The sequence below is a fragment of the Pseudomonas sp. RV120224-01b genome, assembly GCF_003208145.1.
In the GTDB taxonomy this organism is placed as follows: Bacteria; Pseudomonadota; Gammaproteobacteria; order Pseudomonadales; family Pseudomonadaceae; genus Aquipseudomonas; species Aquipseudomonas monteilii.
The window spans coordinates 22,334-39,965 of record NZ_QKMQ01000026.1; the positions used below are offsets into that span (position 1 = coordinate 22,334).

The following is a 17,632-nucleotide window of genomic DNA, read 5'->3' on the forward strand; positions in this document are numbered from 1 at the left end:
ATGGAAACCCGAGCCCATCACGTACTAATCGGCCTGGTCACCGTCCTGGTGGTAGCCGGCGCCATGTTGTTTGGCCTGTGGCTGACCAAGTCCAGTGTCGACGACGCGTTCAAGGACTACGAAGTGGTGTTCAACGAGGCCGTTTCCGGCCTGTCCCGTGGCAGCCCGGTGCAGTACAACGGCATCAAGGTGGGCGATGTGTCCACCTTGCGCCTGGACCCGAAAGACCCGCGACGGGTACTGGCCCGCGTTCGCCTGAGCGGCGATACCCCGGTGAAGGAAGACACCCAGGCCAAGCTGACCCTGGCCGGCGTGACCGGCAACGCGTTCATCCAGCTCAGCGGCGGCACGCCACAGAGCCCCGAGCTGAAGGGCAAGGACGGCAAGCTGCCGGTCATCATCGCCTCGCCGTCACCCATCTCGCGCCTGCTCAATGACAGCAGCGACCTGGTCACCAACATCAACATGCTGTTGCACAATGCCAACCAGATGTTCTCCGAAGACAATATCGGCCACCTCAGCAGCACCTTGGCCAACCTCGACAAGACCACCGGCGCCTTCGCCGGCCAACACGGCAGCATCGCCGAGGCCATCGAGCAACTGGTGCAGGTAGGCAAGCAGGCCAGCGCCACCCTGGCCGAAACCCAAACGCTGATGCGCAATGCCAACGGCCTGCTGGGCAGCGAAGGCAAACAGGCGATCGGCAGCGCCGAGCAGGCCATGCAGTCGCTGGCCGAAAGCACTGCCACCATCAACAATCTGCTGAAAAACAACAGCGAGGCCATCGGCGACGGCGCCCAGGGCCTGAATCAGCTCACACCTGCCATTCGCGAACTGCGCGAAACCCTTAACGCACTTAAAGGTATTTCCCGGCAACTGGAGGCCGACCCCAGCGGCTACCTGCTCGGCCGCGACAACAACAAGGAGTTCCAGCCATGAAACCGTCGCTGCGCCTGCTGGCCCTGGCGGCCGCCCTGAGCCTGGCCAGTGCCTGCTCGATCCTGCCCAAGAGCGAACCCGTCGACCTCTATCGCTTGCCGGTTAACCAGCCCAGCCGCATGGCAGCGCCGCTGGACTGGTCATTGCGGCTGAACAAGCCGCTGGCCAGTGAAGTGCTGGCCGGCCCGCGCATTGCCGTGATTCCACAGGGCGATGTGGTCAGCAGCTACAAAGGTGCGCGCTGGAGCGATGCGGCCCCGGTGCTGCTGCGCAACCGCCTGCTCGATGGTTTCCAGCGTGATGGCCAGGTACAGCGCCTGAGCGCCGACGACAGCAACCTGCAGGCCGACTACGAGCTGGCAGGCGAGCTGCAGGCATTCCAGAGTGAGTACCGCCCGGGCGGCGCGGTGGAGGTGGTGATTCGCTATGACGCTCGGCTGGTTCAGGGCCGCAACCAGCGCATCCTCGCCAGCAAGCGTTTCGAGATCCGCCAGCCGCTGGCCGACAAGCAGGTGTCAGCGGTGGTCGCCGGTTTCGGCCAGGCCAGCGACCAGCTGGTGGGGCAAGTTGTGACCTGGACCGTCGACCAGGCCAGCCAGGCACAACGCAAGGTTCAGGCGAAGAACCAGTAGCAGACGAAGATCGCAGCGACCACGCCTGAGAACTCGGCCAGCAGTGCGCAACCGACCGCGTGGCGCACGCGCTGGATACCCACCGCGCCAAAGTACACGGCCAGCACGTAGAAGGTCGTTTCAGTACTGCCCTGGATGGTCGCCGCTACCAGGGCCGGGAAGCTGTCTACACCCTGCGTCTGCATGGTCTCGATCAGCATGGCCCGCGCCGCGCTGCCAGAGAACGGCTTGACCAGTGCTGTGGGCAGGCCCTCGACGAAGCGGGTGTCCAGGCCCAGCCAGTTCACCGCATGGCGGATACCGTCCAGGGCCAGCTCCAGGGCGCCTGAAGCACGCAGTACACCCACCGCCACCAGCATCGCCACCAGGTAGGGCAGCAGGTTCTTGGCCACATCGAAGCCTTCCTTGGCCCCTTCGACAAAGGCTTCATACACCTTCACCCGCTTCAGGGCGCCAATCACCAGGAACAGCATGATCACGCCAAACAGTGTGAGGTTGCCCAGGATCGACGACAGGCTGGCCAGCGCGGCGGCCGACAGGGTGCCGAGAAACGCCATGAAGCCTCCCAGCAGCAACGCGCCGGGAATGAAGTAGGCGAGCACCACCGGGTCCCACAGACGCAGGCGCTGCATCACCGCCACCGACAGCAGGCCGACCAGGGTCGAGACACTGGTGGCCAGCAGGATGGGCAGGAACACCATGGTCGGGTCTGGCGCGCCTTGCTGGGCCCGGTACATGAAGATGGTCACCGGCAGCAGCGTCAGCGACGAGGCGTTGAGCACCAGAAACAGGATCTGCGCGTTGCTGGCTGTGGTGCTGCTGGGGTTGAGCTCCTGCAGCGAGCGCATGGCCTTCAGGCCAATCGGGGTGGCGGCGTTGTCCAGCCCCAGGCCGTTGGCCGCGAAGTTCATGGTGATCAGGCCCAGGGCAGGGTGGCCGGGCGGCACTTCCGGCATCAGGCGAGCGAACAGCGGGCCCAGCACCTTGGCCAGCCATTCGACGATACCGGCCTTTTCGGCGATCTTGAGAAAGCCCAGCCACAGGGTCAGTGTGCCGAACAGCAGCACCATCACCTCGACCGACAGCTTGGCCATGGCGAAGATGCTTTCGACCATTGCCGCGAAGATCCCGGCATTACCACCCACCAGCCATTGGGCCAGGGCGGACACTGCCGCCACCAGGAAAAAGCCAAGCCAAAGGCCGTTGAGCATCCGCGTATTCCCCCTGAAAAATGCCCGAATGATAGCGGAAGTTGCTTGTACCGGGGCCTGCGATCCAGACAGACAACAAAAAGCCCCGACAAGTCGGGGCTTTTTGTCACAGCTATCAGGCTTAGCGCTTGGCGGCCTCGCCAACCACTGCGGCTTCCTGCTTGTCGGCCATCAGCGAGGCGTAGTACTTCTCGCCCTTGGCGGCGTCGTACATGCCTTCCCAACGCGCGATGACCAGTGCTGCCAGGGCGTTGCCTACAACGTTCAGCGCGGTACGGGCCATGTCCATGATGCGGTCGACACCGGCGATGAAGGCCAGGCCTTCCAGCGGGATACCCACGCTGCCCAGGGTGGCCAGCAGCACCACGAACGATACGCCCGGCACACCAGCGATGCCTTTGGAGGTGACCATCAGGGTCAGCACCAGCAGCAGCTGCTGGCTCCACGACAGGTCGATACCGTAGAGCTGGGCGATGAAGATGGCCGCGATGCTCTGGTACAGGGTCGAACCGTCGAGGTTGAAGGAGTAACCGGTCGGTACCACGAACGAACAGATCGACTTCGGCGCGCCGTACTTCTCCATCTTCTCGATCACGCGCGGCAGCACGGTTTCGGAGCTGGAGGTGGAGTAGGCCAGAATCAGCTCATCTTTCATGATGCGCATGATCTTGATCACCGAGAAGCCGAACACGCGGGCAACCAGGCCCAGCACCATGAAGGCGAAGAAGGCGATGGCGAAGTACACCAGCAGTACCAGCTTGGCCAGCGGCAGCAGCGAGCTGAAGCCGAAGTTGGCCACGGTCACGGCGATCAGGGCGAACACGCCGATCGGGGCGTAGTTCATGATCATGTGGGTGACCTTGAACATGGTTTCCGATACGGCCTGGAAGGTGCGTACCAACGGGTCGCGCAGCTCGGCCTGCAGGCTCGACAGGCCCAGGCCGAACATGACCGAGAAGAAGATGATCGGCAGCATTTCGCCACGCATCAGCGCTGCGAAGATGTTCGACGGGATCAGGTTCAGCAAGGTCTCGATGAACGCGTGCTCATGCTGTACCTCGGCCGCAGTGGCCTGGTACTTGGAGATGTCCACGGTACCCAGGGTGCTCATGTCGATGCCGGCGCCCGGGTGGAACAGGTTGGCCAACACCAGGCCCACGACGATGGCGATGGTGGTCACCACTTCGAAGTAGATGATGGTCTTCAGGCCGATGCTGCCCAGTTTCTTCGCATCGCCAACCCCGGCGATACCCACGATCAACGACGAAATCACGATCGGGACGACGATCATCTTGATCAGGCGAATGAAGATGTCACCGGCGGGCTGGAGGACGTTGCTGATCCACCATGCCTTTTCTGCACTGAAATGATTCAGTAGCGCGCCGATTGCAACGCCCAGGACCAGACCGATGACGATCTGCCAGGCGAGGCTCAGTTTTGCCTTCTTCATGTCTTTACCCTTTGTTCTAGTGGTCATGGCACCCGACGAAAACACGCGTAACAGAGCCATCGGCAAGGCCTCTGGCTTCAAGCGCACCCGTCTGGCGACTTCATGTAAGGACACCGCAGGCGAGCGACAGGGCGCTCTGACCAGCGAAAAAGGCGGCAACTATTGCGATGGGAAAGGGGGAAATCTAATGCCGGAAGCGCATGCCCCATGCCGATCATGCATAATGTTTCATGCTAAAACAGGGGGTTCGCAAGTGCTTGATTTATAACGTTCGGAATCCCGAACAAGACCAAACCGCCATATTTCGGCAGATTTGACGGTACACAAAGGGCATGAAAGATGGCTTGTTCGACAATCCGAATGGCCGAAATGCCACTTGAAGAAGGACCTGCAAGGCCGAAAAAAATTTGATGTACGGTCGAGACAAAATGTGTCTCAGGGATGAAATCGCGCAAGGAAGAGGGCGATTCCTACATGGCTCCTCGGAAGTCAGGTCTGGTCAGGTATCCCTGTGACACCGCCGACCTGATACTTCCGATTCCGCCTTTCCTGACCCGGCCCATCGCTGGAGGCACTCCCTGTACCCCTAGGCCACTCCGATCCTGCAACAATCAGAACAGCCCGGCCCCTTGGTCATGTGCTGCCCCTCCTCGGGGCGGCGCATCATAGAAGGCTGAAATATAGAAAGGTTCAGCTTCTATTACGTGACAGTCGGTGACCTTTCATCCGTACCGGCAATAAATGCTCAGTACCAGTTCGGGTCACGCTTTAGCTGCTCCTGCAGCATTGCCTTCATGCCGTCGTCAGGGTCGCCCAGCCAGCGATATTGCGCATGGCGTGTAGGCGACTTGTCGCTCGGCAAGCCTTCGGGTACCTCCACGAGCATCCCGTAGGCATCCTCCTTGTCCCAGCTGAACGCAACGATCAGCCGCTTGTATGTGCAGTTGTCCTGCGCCTCGCACAACGGGCCGACCAGGTACTTGTCGCCATCTTCGGTAGTGGCGGACATCTGCTGCTGGGCACTGCCGGTCAGATTGACCACCCAATCGGGCAGGCGTTCCTCGCCTTTGATCGTGTCCTGCCAGGTTTCCCGGTATTCCGGGTCCGAGCCGAGCAACTGGTCGACCCGGACCTGGCCGTCATTGGCCGCCATCGCCGCCGCACTGCCACCCAGCAACAGGGCGGCAACCAGGGCTGTACAAAGCTTCCTGCCCATCTTCAACCTCGTCCACGTCCAAAGAAGAAGGAGGCTACGAACAACACCAGGAAGACAATGAACAGGATCTTCGCGATACCCGTCGCAGCGCCCGCGATACCACCGAAGCCCAGTACGGCAGCGACAATGGCGATGATGAGGAAAGTGATAGCCCAGCTCAGCATGGTGGTTCTCCTTTCTTTTTCAGAATCGGTGCGGCCGGCAGGTCAGAAGACCCAACGGTCCTGGGGTACGACATTTTCCAAGGTGGCCGGTGAGGCAGAGGCCTGGCCGGCAGGCAATGGGTCAGCTGCCTTGACCAGGGTATTGGCACGGGTTGCCTGAATCTGCGTCAACAGCGCAGTCTGCGCGGCCACTTGCTCAGCCAAGCGCGCGGTCTGCCAGCTGTAATAGAAGAGGCCAGCGGCCAAGGTCAGCAGCAGCGCCATGCCGACAGACAACATCTGGCGCAGGGGCAGTGCGGCGTTCTGCGAGCGGTTGACGGATTGGCGGTTCATGCCGGCTCCTCCTGCTGTAATTGTTGTTCAAACCTGAACAGGTAATTGCAGCCTGCATGCCAGCCTTTTGATTTTAAAAAATACCTTTAAAATCAATGACTTAGTATTTAAATAATCGTTCGACAGGGACGTATCCTGCACGATGCCGCCTGTGTGGTCGTGCGAATTGCACGATCGGCCCTGGAAGTCAGCATCACGGGCGGAGCAAAGCGGGAGGCCGTTTTTTGTAGGCAAAAGCACAAACCTCCGCAACCAATGTGCCATCCCGTGCCTCTAAGCAAATCATCGGGTTAACGCAGCTTCCAGGCGCCAATTGGCCATTGGCTAGCATGCAGAGGACAGAATCCTTCAGAATCGACCATGCAACTTGCCCGATTTTTCCCACACTAAACGAAGATCTATCCCTAAGGAGCGCAGGAAATGGAATCAGCCCAGGACAACCAAGGCCGCATTCTGCTGGTGGATGACGAGTCCGCGATCCTGCGCACCTTCCGCTACTGCCTGGAAGACGAAGGCTACAGCGTGGCCACAGCCAACAGCGCCGCCCAGGCCGAAACGCTGTTGCAGCGCCAGGTGTTCGACCTTTGCTTCCTGGATTTGCGCCTGGGCGAGGACAACGGCCTGGACGTACTGGCGCAGATGCGCATCCAGGCACCCTGGATGCGCGTGGTGATCGTGACCGCGCACTCGGCAATCGATACAGCGGTGGATGCCATCCAGGCCGGCGCCGCCGACTACCTGGTCAAGCCATGCAGCCCCGATCAGTTGCGCCTGGCCACCGCCAAGCAACTGGAAGTGCGCCAGCTTTCAGCACGCCTGGAGGCCCTGGAAGGCGAAATGCGCAAACCCAAGGACGGCCTGGACTCGCACAGCCCGGCCATGATGGCGGTGCTGGAAACTGCCCGCCAGGTCGCCACCACCGACGCCAACATCCTCATTCTTGGCGAGTCCGGTACGGGTAAAGGCGAGTTGGCCCGGGCCATCCATGGCTGGAGCAAACGTGCCCGCAAAGCCTGCGTGACCATCAACTGCCCGTCGCTGAACGCCGAGCTGATGGAAAGCGAACTGTTCGGCCACACCCGCGGCGCCTTTACCGGTGCCAGCGAAAGCACGTTGGGGCGGGTCAGCCAGGCTGATGGGGGTACGCTGTTCCTCGACGAGATCGGCGACTTCCCGCTGACTCTGCAGCCCAAGTTGCTGCGGTTCATTCAGGACAAGGAATACGAGCGCGTGGGCGACCCCGTGACACGGCGTGCAGATGTACGCATCCTGGCCGCCACCAACCTCAACCTCGAAGAGATGGTGCGCGAAAGCCGCTTCCGCGAAGACCTGCTATACCGCCTGAACGTCATCACCCTGCATCTGCCGCCCCTGCGCGAGCGCAGTGAAGACATCCTGACCCTGGCCGACCGCTTCCTTGCCCGCTTCGTCAAGGAATACTCCCGCCCCGCCCGGGGCTTCAGCGACGAAGCGCGCACCGCCCTGCTCAACTACCGCTGGCCCGGCAACATTCGCGAACTGCGTAACGTGGTAGAGCGGGCCAGTATCATCTGCCCGCAGGAGCGCGTGGAAATCAGCCACCTCGGGATGGGCGAACAGCCGGCTGGCAACGCCCCGCGCGTGGGTGCCGCGCTGAGCCTGGACGAGCTGGAGCGCGCCCACATCGGCGCGGTGCTGGCTGCCAGCGACACCCTCGACCAGGCCGCCAAAACCTTGGGCATCGACGCCTCCACCCTGTACCGCAAGCGCAAGCAGTACAACCTATGAAGTGGCCGCCCATGAAGCTGCGCACGCGGCTTTTCCTGAGTATCTCGGCACTGGTCACGGTGGCCTTGCTCGGGCTGCTGCTGGGCCTGGTCAGCGTGCTGCAGATGGCAACCGTGCAACAGCAGCTGGTGCGTGACACCACCCACGCCCTGGAAGTGGGGCTGAAGTTGCGGCAGAACCTTGGCGAACAGTTGACCCTGATCCTTGATGAAGGCACAGCCCCGGAAAACCTGCGGCTGCTGCAAGAAAACTTCCAGGCCTTGCTGAACCAGGGCCTGGAGCAAGGCGGAGAGCGCACCGGCTTCAGCAAGGCCGGCAGTAACTATCAGGCGTTCCTGCAAGCCTACCGTGACAGCCCCGCGCCCGCGCGTAGCATGGGTGTCGACCAACCCTTGGGGGCCGCCTTCAACCAGGTGCGTACCGACCTGATCGATTCCCACAAGCAGGCGCTGGACCTCATCACCCGCAGCGAGGAATACAGCCGTGACCGCGCCCTGCTGGTCAGCGGCGTGCTTGGCCTGATGGGCCTGGTAGTGCTGGTGCTGGGCTTCATTACTGCACACAACATCGCCCGACGCTTTGGCCAACCGATCGAAGCCTTGGCCAAAGCAGCCGACCAGCTGGGCAAGGGCAACTTTGACGTCACCCTGCCAGTCACCCAGGCCACCGAGCTGAACCAGCTGACCCGCCGCTTTGGCCTCATGGCCGATGCCTTGCGCAAGCACCAGGCCACCAACGTCGACGAACTGCTGGCCGGGCAGCAGCGCCTGCAGGCCGTGCTCGACAGCATCGACGATGGCCTGTTGATCATCGACCGCCAGGGTCGCCTGGAACACCTCAACCCGGTAGCGCAGCGCCAGCTCGGCTGGAATGATAGCCGCGTGGGCAGCAGCCTTGCCGAAGCCCTGCGGCGGCCGGAGCTGGAGCAGCAGCTGCGTCAGGTGCTGCGCGGTGGCAATCTGGACCGCCCGCCGGAAGACCTGACCATGGAGGTGGATGAAGAAACGCGCCTGCTGACTTACAGCCTGACCCCGGTGAGCCACCCGCAAGGGCCGATCCTTGGCGCGGTGATGGTGCTGCACGATGTGACCGAGCAACGGGCCTTCGAACGCGTGCGCAGTGAGTTCGTGCTACGCGCGTCCCACGAACTGCGCACCCCGGTAACCGGCATGCACATGGCCTTCGGGCTGTTGCGCGAGCGGGTCAAGTTTCCGCCTGAGGCACGCGAAAATGACTTGCTGGAAACCATCGGCGAAGAAATGCAGCGGCTTACCCAGCTGATCAACGACCTGCTCAACTTCTCTCGTTACCAGAGCGGGCTGCAGAAACTCGACCTGGCACCCTGTGCCGTCGACGAATTGCTGGAGCGCGCACAACTGCGTTTTGCCGAACAAGCGGCAAACAAGCAGGTTGAACTGGTCAAGGCACTTGAACCACCGCTCCCACGTATTCAGGCCGACGTTGCGCAACTTGATCGGGTGCTGGACAACCTGCTGCACAACGCCATCCGCCATACCGCCAACGGCGGGCGTATCCGCCTGCATGCGCGGCGGCATGCGGAGCGGGTGATCATCAGCGTCGAGGACACAGGCGAAGGGATTGCCTATGGGCAGCAGGGGCGCATTTTCGAGCCGTTTGTGCAGGTAGGGCGCAAGAAGGGCGGTGCAGGGCTAGGATTGGCGCTGTGCAAGGAAATCGTGCAGCTGCATGGCGGGCGCATGGGCGTGTTTTCCCGGCCGGGGCAGGGGACACAGTTCTACATGGCGCTGCCAGTTTGAGTATCGCCTGTACAGGCCTCATCGCCGGGGCAGGATCACTCAGTGCTCCACCCGCCGCGGCAGCTGCCCCCGGGTTACCAGCTCGGCAAACTGCCGGGCGTTTAGCGGTCGGGCAAACAGCCAGCCCTGGCCGTAATTGACCCCTTCACTGTTCAGCAATACCGCTTGGTCCTCGCATTCGATGCCTTCGGCAATCACCCGCAGGTGCAGGTCATGCGCCATGCGGATGATGTGCGGGGCAACGCCGCTGCTGGCGGCATCGTGGCCCAGCGCATCAATGAAGGCCTTGTCGATCTTCAGGCAGTCCACCGGCAGGGTTTGCAGATAGGCCAGGCTGCAATAGCCGGTACCGAAGTCGTCGATCAGCACCTGATGCCCCACGGCGCGTAGCGCCTGCAGGTTGTCACGAGCCACCACCACGTCGATCAAACCGCGCTCGGTCACCTCGAACGCAATCTGGCTAGCGGCCACCCGGTGCAGGGCCAGCAGGCGTGCCGCCACCCGGCCAATACGCGGCACCATCACATCGCAGGCGGCCAGGTTCACCGATATGTACAGTTTGGGGTGCGAGCGCAGCAGCTGCCCCAGCTGTTCAAGGACGCGCTGCAGGACAAAGTCCGTGATCTGGCGTATCTGCCCGGTGTTTTCCGCCAACGGGATAAACAGGTCCGGGCTGGTCAGCGTGCCATCCGGGCGGCGCCAGCGCACCAGGGCCTCGGCGCCTACACAGCGCCGTGTGTCGAGCTCGAAGATCGGCTGGTAGAGCACCTGCAGCTCTCCACGGCGCAAGGCATTCTGCAACTCCGAGCTCATCGACCGCCGTTGCAGGATCAACTGCAGCACCAGCCAGCCGATGCAGCAGGCAGCCAACACGCTGCCAGGGAACAGCAGCCAGAGCATGCCATTCATTCTCAACGGAAGGCTGGCCCGTGGGGCAATCAGCACCAGTTGGTAATCCGGCGACTTGGTGGGCATGCGGTAGATCAGCCGGTCACTGAGTTCGAGCAACGACTTGTGGCTGATCGACCAGGCCGAGGGCGGCGGCCACACCTGTGGCGGGCCGAGCACGGGTATGGCCCGGGCACCGTTGTCCAGCACCACCACCAGGCTGCCGCCCGGTGGCAGGTCGACCACGTCGGTCAGGTGCCCACGCGAGGTGGAGACCACGAACTTGCCCCGGCCCAGCATCAACGCAGCCAGGTTCTCGTTCGGCTCGGTCGTGGTGTTCAACCAGTAGCTGTAGGTCGGCCCCTGGATGTCGGGTGCCCGCAAAGGCTCGAATGCCCGCTCATCGCCACGGTTGGAGCAGGCGACGTCACCATCCACATAGGCCGCTTCATAAATGAACCGCGAACTCAGGCCAACCTGCTGCAACGCCGCCAACATCGCCGGGCTGCAGCCGCGCAAGGGCTGGGCCTGCAGCAGGTCGACCCCTTCGCGCAACTGGCCGAATACCTGCTCGAGGCGGTCGAGAAAACGCTCGCCCTGGGCGTTCATCTGTTCGCTCTCGCTTTGCTTCATCTGCTGCAGGGCAATGCCGATGCTGGCAGTAAGCAAAAGTGCTGCGCTGGCCAATGCTGCCAAGGTGGCCAGCATCCAGGGACGGTAAAAAAATTGGCGCAGCGTAGAAATGAGAGCTGACATCGAAGGCATCCAGTTGATTACCAAGGTATAGCAACTGGATCAAAAATCATCCTCGCCGTTTAGCGCCTCGCTGCAGGCTCAACGCATCCGGTTGAGCACCTGCAGCATCGCCGCCGTCTGCGCATCGGGCATGCCGTCGAAACGCTGCGGACGGAAGCGCATCTGGAACGCAGCAATCACGTGGCGGGTGGCGACATCCAGCACCCCGGTCTGCTCGACTTGATAGCCAAACCGCGCCAGTTCCTGCTGGTACCAGCCAACGCTTGGCGGGTTGACGCTGAAGTAGGCCTGTTGGCGTGCCACGGCATTGGCATCGGGCCAGATACCCAGCCCGGCATCGGCCAGGCGCTTCCACGGGAACAGCGGGCCCGGGTCCAGCTTGCGTGATGGTGCGATATCACTGTGGCCAATGATGTGCCGAGGCTCGATGTTGTTACGTTTGACGATGTCCTTGAGCAGCGCGATCAGCGACTGGACCTGCGCTTCGCTATAAGGGTGCCAGACCCGGCCATTCGGCGTGTCGGTGAAGCCCGGGTTGACGATCTCGATCCCGATGGACGACGAGTTCAGCCAGGTGCGCCCCTGCCACTGGCTGTCGCCGGCATGCCAGGCACGACGGTTTTCATCCACCAGTTGATACACCGTGGCCGGGCCGTCGCCGATCAGGTAGTGGCTGCTGACCTCACCCTGGGTAAGCAACGCCAGGGAACGCTCCAGGGATGCATTGGTGTAATGCAGTACAACGAACTGGATGCGGTTGTCCTGGTTGGCCGAGGGGTGGCTGCGGTCGATGCGCAACCCCGTCGAACATCCGGCAACAGACAACAGCAAAAAGGAAATCAGTGTTTTTTTAAGCGTGGAAAGCACGTCAGTGGCCTCAGCGAATCAGCGCTACAGTATAACGTGCTCCCCATGGCCGCGCTTACCGTGGGTCAGTGTCAGCAAACGCTAGCTCTGCTCGACGCGGTTACGTCCCAGCTCCTTGGCCCGGTACAGCGCCGCATCGGCGCGTTTGAGCACCTGGTCGCCACGCTCGCCAGAGCGAAACGCCCCCAGGCCGATAGAGGTGGTGATCACCACCCGCTCACCCTTGAAGTGGAACGGGCAGGCCTCCACGGTGGCGCGCAGTACTTCCGCCACTTGGGCCGCTGCCGCGGGTGACGTCTGCGGCAGCAACAGGACAAACTCCTCGCCCCCGAAACGGGCAATGAAGTCACGACCACGCAGGCGTTTGCGTAGCTGGTCAGCAACAATCTTGAGTACCTTGTCCCCGGCCAGGTGCCCATAGCTATCGTTTATGCGCTTGAAGTGGTCCAGGTCGAGAATCGCCATGGCCAGATGGCCGCCGGCCTCTTGCCATTCGAGTATTTCGCGCTCTACCCGCTCGCTCCAGGCCGCACGATTGGGCAAGCCGGTGAGCGGGTCGAGCAGGGCTTTCTGCCGTTGCTCTTCCAAGTGCTCACGGTAGCCGAGCGCTTCATGCTCCATGTTCGCCACCCGCTCCGACAAGCCTTGCAGGCGGCCTGCCAGCTCCTGCTCGCGGCGATCACGCTCAAGCTTGTGCTCGTCCATGGTGACCAACAGGCCTTCCAGCCGGTTTTCCAGGATGTGCTTGAGGCTGTCCACATCGGCGGCGCCTTGCACGCTGCTTTGCAAGCCGTCGACGTGCTCGCGCAGCTGGGTATCCAGTTCACGGGCAGCGCTGCTGTTGTCGGCATGGCCGGCGCTGGCCTCCTGCAGGTGGCTCTGGAAGCCTTCCAGGCGTTCGTTGAGCTGTTGCAGGTAGGTTTCGAATTCGTGCTGGCCGCTGTCGGTTATTGCCAGCATCAGCACAGCCAGGTCATCCAGCACCGGGATCAGCTCGTACCAGTTCAGGCCACGGGCAACCCGTTCGCGCATTTCCAGCGCCTGGGCCTTGTGCCGCTCGGGCAGGCTGAGGTCGTCAAGCAGCCCGATCAGGGTCTGCTCGATGTGCGCGGCAACCTGGCTGTAGGGGGGTTCGACGGCATAGGGCAGGGCATAAGGGCCGTCTTCGCCGAACGTCTCGTCGAGCGTGGGTACCGATTGTGCTGCTGCCACGGGTTCGCTGGCGGTCGCGTCGGGCTCCGGCACGTTTTCCTGCAGCGGTTGCTGGGCGGCGGGTGTTTCAGCCGTTTCGATCAGCGCTGGGCCCTGTAGCTCCGGCTCGGGTTCGGCCACTACGCTCGCTTCGGCGACAGGAGCCGGCAATGGTTGCAGCGCATCCACATCGTCGGGCAGCGGGGCTTCGAGAGGGTGCTGCGCAACCTGAGGCGGCGCTTCGGCAGCAGGCACTGCCACCGGCTCAGGTACTGGCTCGCCTTGCGGGTCATCCTCGCGGCTACCGAACAAGCGCTGCAAGAAACCAGGCCGGGCTTCATCCTCCGGCTTACCAAGCGCCGACAGGGCACGGCCCTGCAAGCCACTCAACTCGCCCAGCAGCGGCGGCAGATCGCGGGACTGGGCAACGCCACCTTCGAGCTTCTTCGCCAGTTTTTTCAGCGGACGCGAGATATCGCTGGGCAGCGACAGGCCTTGCAATTGGCCAACCAGCGCGGCGAGCGCATCACTGACCTGGTTCATGCGGGTTTCACGGCGCTGTTCGGAGTCCAGCACCGCCTTTTCAAGGCGCGGGATCAAACCGGCGAGGCCGGCGTCCATGTTGTCACTGCGGATGACTTCGCGCATTTCCTTCATGCACGCGTCCACCACCTTGTCACTGCCTTCTGCAGCCAGGCTGCTGCGCACCAGGCCACGACGAAGCAGGTCGAGACGGGCGTCCCACCGGCGTTCGAGCTTTTCTTGCTGCTCGATGCTTTTAAGGTATTTTTCTTTCCAGCGCTCAGCGTCTTCAGTCATGCCCGGGTCCGCAAACGGTGATGGCAATTAGCTCAAGACCGGCAGCGTATCCACAGTCAATGCATCAGGCAATCGAATCTCGACTGCAACGGGAAGGTGGTCGGAAATTGGCCGCGCCAGCACCTCGACACGCTCCAGCGTGAGGCTTGGGCTGAGCAGGATATGGTCCAGGCAACGCTGTGGTCGCCAGCTGGGGAAGGTGGCCTCGACTTGCGGGGCAATCAGGCCCAGGTCGCGCAGCGGCGAGTGCTCCAGCAGGTCGGTGGCATGGGTGTTCATGTCGCCCATCAGCACCTGATGACGATAACCACCAATCAGCTCGCGGATATAACCCAGTTGCAGGGCACGCGTCTTGGCGCCGAGCGCCAGGTGCATCATCACCACGATCAGCGCATCTTCGCCTTCGCCAAAGCGTACAAGAATCGCCCCGCGGCCGGCCGGGCCGGGCAACGGGTGGTCTTCGAGCACCTGCGGCTTCAGGCGGCTGAGCACGCCATTGCTGTGCTGGGCGAAACGCCCAAGGTTGCGGTTGAGTTGCTGGTACCAGTAGGGGAAGGCCCCCAATTGAGCCAGGTGCTCGACCTGGTTGATGTAACCCGAGCGCAGGCTGCCACCGTCGGCTTCCTGCAAGGCCACCAGGTCGAAGTCGCCCAGCAGTTCGCCGATTTTCTGCAGGTTGCCGGCCCGACCGTTGTGCGGCAGCAAGTGCTGCCAGCTGCGGGTCAGGTAATGCCGGTAGCGTTCGGTGCTGATACCAACCTGGATGTTGAAGCTGAGCAGCCGCAGGCGACCATCCTCGGGCAGGCCAGAGGCCTGCAGGTGATGCTCGTTGACCTGCGGCTGGTGCAGGCCAATGCCACGCGTGGCTCGGAAGCGGGGCATGGGTTACGCCGCTTACTTAGCGGCGCGCTCCTTGGCGATCAGTTGGTCGGCAACGTTCAGAACGCCTTCCGGCCCGCCAGCGGTGCCCAGGTCGAAGCGGTACTTGCCGTTGACCACCATGCTCGGTACGCCGGTGATTTCGTACTTTTTCGCCAGCTCTTTGGCCTGGTTGACCTGCCCCTTGATAGCGAACGAGTTGAAGGTGGCGAGGAACTTGTCCTTGTCCACGCCTTGGGTGGCGAGGAAGTCGGCCATGTCGTTAGGGTCGGTCAGGCGCTTGCGCTGGTTCTGGATGGCATCGAACACCGCCGCGTGAACCTTGTGCTCGACGCCCATGGCTTCCAGGGTGAGGAACATCTGGCCGTGTGCGTCCCATGGGCCGCCGAACATGGCCGGTACGCGCTTGAAATTGACGTCCTTGGGCAGTTTTTCGACCCATGGATTGATGACCGGTTCGAAGTGGTAGCAATGTGGGCAGCCGTACCAGAACAGCTCGACCACTTCGACTTTGCCAGGCACGGAAACCGGAACAGGGTTGCTCAGCTCGATGTATTCCTTGCCGGCGACAGGCTCGGCGGCCTGGACGGCAGTCATACCGAACACGCTGGCGGCGACCAGCGCAGCGCTGAGAATCAGTTTACGCATGCTTTACTCCTGAGCAGTCATGGGTCGCCACGACGCGACCTGCACTAGGACAGGCCGGGAAGGGCTCGAGTTCTGTAGTGTAACGGCTGCGGACTGAAAAAAGGGCGGCCCGGCCGCCCTTTCATCATTGGCCTACAACATTAACTGAAAGTTAATGCAGGCCCTGGATGTAGCTGGCCAACGCTTCGATGTCGTGGTTGCTCAGCTTGCCGGCGATGGTGCGCATGGTCATCGCATCGCCATCGTTGGTGCGGTTGCCTTCGCGGAAGTCCGTGAGCTGCTTGGTCACGTACTGCGAATGCTGCCCACCCAGGTGCGGGAAGCCAGCCAGGGCGATGCCCGCGCCATTCGGCGAGTGGCAGCCTGTGCAGGCCGGCATGCCTTTTTCCAGGTCGCCGCCGTTGAACAGCGCACGGCCACGCTCGACCAGCTTGGGATCGGCAGCCCCCACGCTGCCTTTCTGGCTGGCGAAGTAGGCGGCAATGTCAGCCAGGTCCTGGTCGCTGAACGCGGCCAGCATGCCGGTCATTTCCAGCACGGTGCGCTTGCCCGACTTGATGTCGTGCAGTTGTTTTTCCAGGTAACGCTGGCCCTGGCCGGCCAATTTGGGGAAGTTCGGTGCCAGGCTGTTGCCGTCAGGGTTGTGGCAGGCGCCACAAACGGCCGTCTTGGCCTGGCCGGCGGCGGCATCGCCTTTGATAGGTTGCGCAGCAGTGGCCGCACCTGCGACACCCAGGGTCAACAGCAGACTCACGACTAGTTTGTTCATCAGCTAATCCAACACGGCTAAGGGTGAAATGTTATGTATCGGGACTGCCGCTCATCCAAAGGATGACCAAACGGTAGTCCTCGGCACTGCAGTCCATGCACAATCCACGCGGCGGCATAGCCTTGAAACCCTGGGTCACGTGCTTCACCAGTACCTCCATGCCTTGCGCCAGCCTTGGCTCCCATGCTGCCCGGTCACCCCGTCTGGGTGCCTGTGGCAACTGCCCGGTGTGACAGGCCGCACACGTGCGGTTGTACAACACCTCGGGATCCTGTGTAGCCTGTGCACTGAAAACCGGCAGGAACATACCGACAGCAAGCAGCCATTTCGCCATGCGGAACGACCTTCAGGGTTGGGGGCCGCGCTGCGTTCTGTTGCGCGAGCTATTGTTCGACACCCCATGCCCGTTCTCCTTCGCTGGGAGAATGAGCACACAAAAACTGGGGCATTATATACTTCCGCCATCCAAACGGAAACGACACCGCTTGCCAGGCTCGGGCCTTCAGAGTCAGGCAACACCCACATCGGATATCCCATGCAAGTCAAGAACCCCATCCTCGGCCTCTGCCAGAAAGCCAAATTCGCCCTCAGCGCAGCCAAGGTCGAACAATGCCCGGACGACCAGGGTTACGAGGTGGCTTTCGCCGGCCGCTCCAACGCCGGCAAATCCAGCGCCCTCAACACCCTGACTCATGCCAGCCTGGCGCGTACCTCGAAAACCCCCGGGCGCACCCAGCTGTTGAATTTCTTCAGTCTGGACGATGAACGGCGTTTGGTCGACCTGCCGGGCTACGGTTATGCAAAAGTGCCGATTCCGCTCAAGCAGCACTGGCAGAAACACCTGGAAGCCTACCTGGGCAGCCGTGAGTGCCTGCGTGGCGTGATCCTGATGATGGACGTGCGCCACCCGATGACCGACTTCGACAAAATGATGCTCGACTGGGCCAAGGCCAGCAGCATGCCGATGCACATCCTGCTGACCAAGGCTGACAAGCTGACCCACGGCGCGGGCAAGAACACCCTGCTGAAAGTGCAGTCGGAAATCCGCAAGGGCTGGGGTGATGGCGTGACCATCCAGCTGTTCTCGGCGCCCAAGCGCCTGGGCGTGGAAGACGCCTACCGGGTGCTGGCGGACTGGATGGAGCTGGAAGACAAGCCAGCTGTTTGAGGGCCCTATCGCCGGCAAGCCAGCTCCCACAGGTTCAACACAGGCCTCAAGGGCAGTGATACCCCTGTGGGAGATCACCCAGCCCTTCCGGGCTGCGCTGTCGCGCAGCAAACTTGAGATGTACGGCTTCAGATCTGCGCAGCGCTGACATTTTGAA

The 17,632-nt window shown here is 62.2% G+C and carries 16 protein-coding genes and 1 pseudogene; 5 read left to right on the plus strand and 12 right to left on the minus strand.

The genetic code is table 11. The annotated features are described in order from the left end of the window. Positions 1-939, plus strand: a complete 939-nt coding sequence (locus tag N436_RS27505) for an MlaD family protein (protein WP_016712860.1) — start codon at positions 1-3, stop codon at positions 937-939. Further along, positions 936-1,571 carry an ABC-type transport auxiliary lipoprotein family protein gene (locus N436_RS27510; protein ID WP_105947055.1) on the plus strand — a complete coding sequence of 212 codons (636 nt, stop codon included), beginning with the start codon at positions 936-938 and terminating at the stop codon, positions 1,569-1,571. Before N436_RS27505 ends, N436_RS27510 begins: the two co-directional genes overlap by 4 nt. Here the strand turns inward: N436_RS27510 and N436_RS27515 are convergent. The 5 genes from N436_RS27515 to N436_RS27535 all read right to left on the minus strand — a co-directional run bounded on the left by N436_RS27515 (position 1,553) and on the right by N436_RS27535 (position 5,945). Continuing rightward, a complete protein-coding gene (locus N436_RS27515) occupies positions 1,553-2,782 on the minus strand; it encodes a nucleoside recognition domain-containing protein (protein ID WP_105947056.1) in 1,230 nt (409 codons plus the stop codon). The two genes, N436_RS27510 and N436_RS27515, sit on opposite strands and share 19 nt — an antisense overlap. A gap of 121 nt (positions 2,783-2,903) precedes the next feature. Next, the gene (gltP, locus tag N436_RS27520) at positions 2,904-4,232 is read right to left on the minus strand and encodes a glutamate/aspartate:proton symporter GltP (protein WP_016712857.1); all 1,329 of its coding nucleotides are present in this window, start codon (positions 4,230-4,232) and stop codon (positions 2,904-2,906) included. 745 nt (positions 4,233-4,977) lie between these two features. Next, a complete protein-coding gene (locus N436_RS27525) occupies positions 4,978-5,448 on the minus strand; it encodes an inhibitor of vertebrate lysozyme family protein (protein ID WP_105947057.1) in 471 nt (156 codons plus the stop codon). A gap of 2 nt (positions 5,449-5,450) precedes the next feature. Further along, positions 5,451-5,612 carry a DUF1328 domain-containing protein gene (locus N436_RS27530; protein WP_003252966.1) on the minus strand — a complete coding sequence of 54 codons (162 nt, stop codon included), beginning with the start codon at positions 5,610-5,612 and terminating at the stop codon, positions 5,451-5,453. Positions 5,613-5,654: 42 nt separating this feature from the next. Then, positions 5,655-5,945: a hypothetical protein gene (locus tag N436_RS27535; RefSeq protein ID WP_105947058.1), complete on the minus strand. Its 291-nt coding sequence runs from the start codon at positions 5,943-5,945 to the stop codon at positions 5,655-5,657. A 420-nt stretch (positions 5,946-6,365) separates the two neighbouring features. Here N436_RS27535 and algB point away from each other — a divergent pair, with 420 nt between their 5' ends. Both algB and N436_RS27545 read left to right on the plus strand, forming a co-directional pair. Continuing rightward, complete coding sequence (gene algB / locus N436_RS27540; protein ID WP_060499817.1) at positions 6,366-7,712, plus strand: sigma-54-dependent response regulator transcription factor AlgB; 1,347 nt, start codon at positions 6,366-6,368, stop codon at positions 7,710-7,712. Then, on the plus strand, positions 7,709-9,490 hold the full coding sequence (locus N436_RS27545; protein WP_105947059.1) for a KinB sensor domain-containing domain: 1,782 nt from the start codon (positions 7,709-7,711) through the stop codon (positions 9,488-9,490). Before algB ends, N436_RS27545 begins: the two co-directional genes overlap by 4 nt. Before the next feature lie 39 nt (positions 9,491-9,529). Here the strand turns inward: N436_RS27545 and N436_RS27550 are convergent, their stop codons facing one another. The 7 genes and pseudogenes from N436_RS27550 to N436_RS27580 all read right to left on the minus strand — a co-directional run bounded on the left by N436_RS27550 (position 9,530) and on the right by N436_RS27580 (position 16,641). After that, entirely contained in the window at positions 9,530-11,134 is a 1,605-nt protein-coding gene (locus N436_RS27550; RefSeq protein ID WP_110742429.1) for an EAL domain-containing protein, read from the minus strand. Positions 11,135-11,212: 78 nt separating this feature from the next. Beyond that, entirely contained in the window at positions 11,213-12,001 is a 789-nt protein-coding gene (locus tag N436_RS27555) for an N-acetylmuramoyl-L-alanine amidase (protein WP_105947061.1), read from the minus strand. Between the two features lie 81 nt (positions 12,002-12,082). Then, positions 12,083-14,011 (minus strand): GGDEF domain-containing protein, encoded by a 1,929-nt coding sequence (locus N436_RS27560; protein WP_110742430.1) that lies wholly within the window; start codon positions 14,009-14,011, stop codon positions 12,083-12,085. A gap of 27 nt (positions 14,012-14,038) precedes the next feature. Continuing rightward, positions 14,039-14,871, minus strand: a pseudogene (locus tag N436_RS27565) (endonuclease/exonuclease/phosphatase family protein). Between the two features lie 34 nt (positions 14,872-14,905). Beyond that, entirely contained in the window at positions 14,906-15,538 is a 633-nt protein-coding gene (gene dsbA / locus N436_RS27570) for a thiol:disulfide interchange protein DsbA (protein ID WP_105947064.1), read from the minus strand. A gap of 151 nt (positions 15,539-15,689) precedes the next feature. Further along, positions 15,690-16,307, minus strand: a complete 618-nt coding sequence (locus N436_RS27575) for a cytochrome c (protein WP_016712846.1) — start codon at positions 16,305-16,307, stop codon at positions 15,690-15,692. A 31-nt stretch (positions 16,308-16,338) separates the two neighbouring features. Next, positions 16,339-16,641 carry a cytochrome c5 family protein gene (locus tag N436_RS27580; protein WP_016712845.1) on the minus strand — a complete coding sequence of 101 codons (303 nt, stop codon included), beginning with the start codon at positions 16,639-16,641 and terminating at the stop codon, positions 16,339-16,341. 201 nt (positions 16,642-16,842) lie between these two features. Between N436_RS27580 and yihA the strand changes: the two genes are divergently transcribed. Continuing rightward, a complete protein-coding gene (gene yihA / locus N436_RS27585) occupies positions 16,843-17,475 on the plus strand; it encodes a ribosome biogenesis GTP-binding protein YihA/YsxC (RefSeq protein ID WP_105947065.1) in 633 nt (210 codons plus the stop codon). The last annotated feature ends 157 nt before the right edge of the window (positions 17,476-17,632 follow it).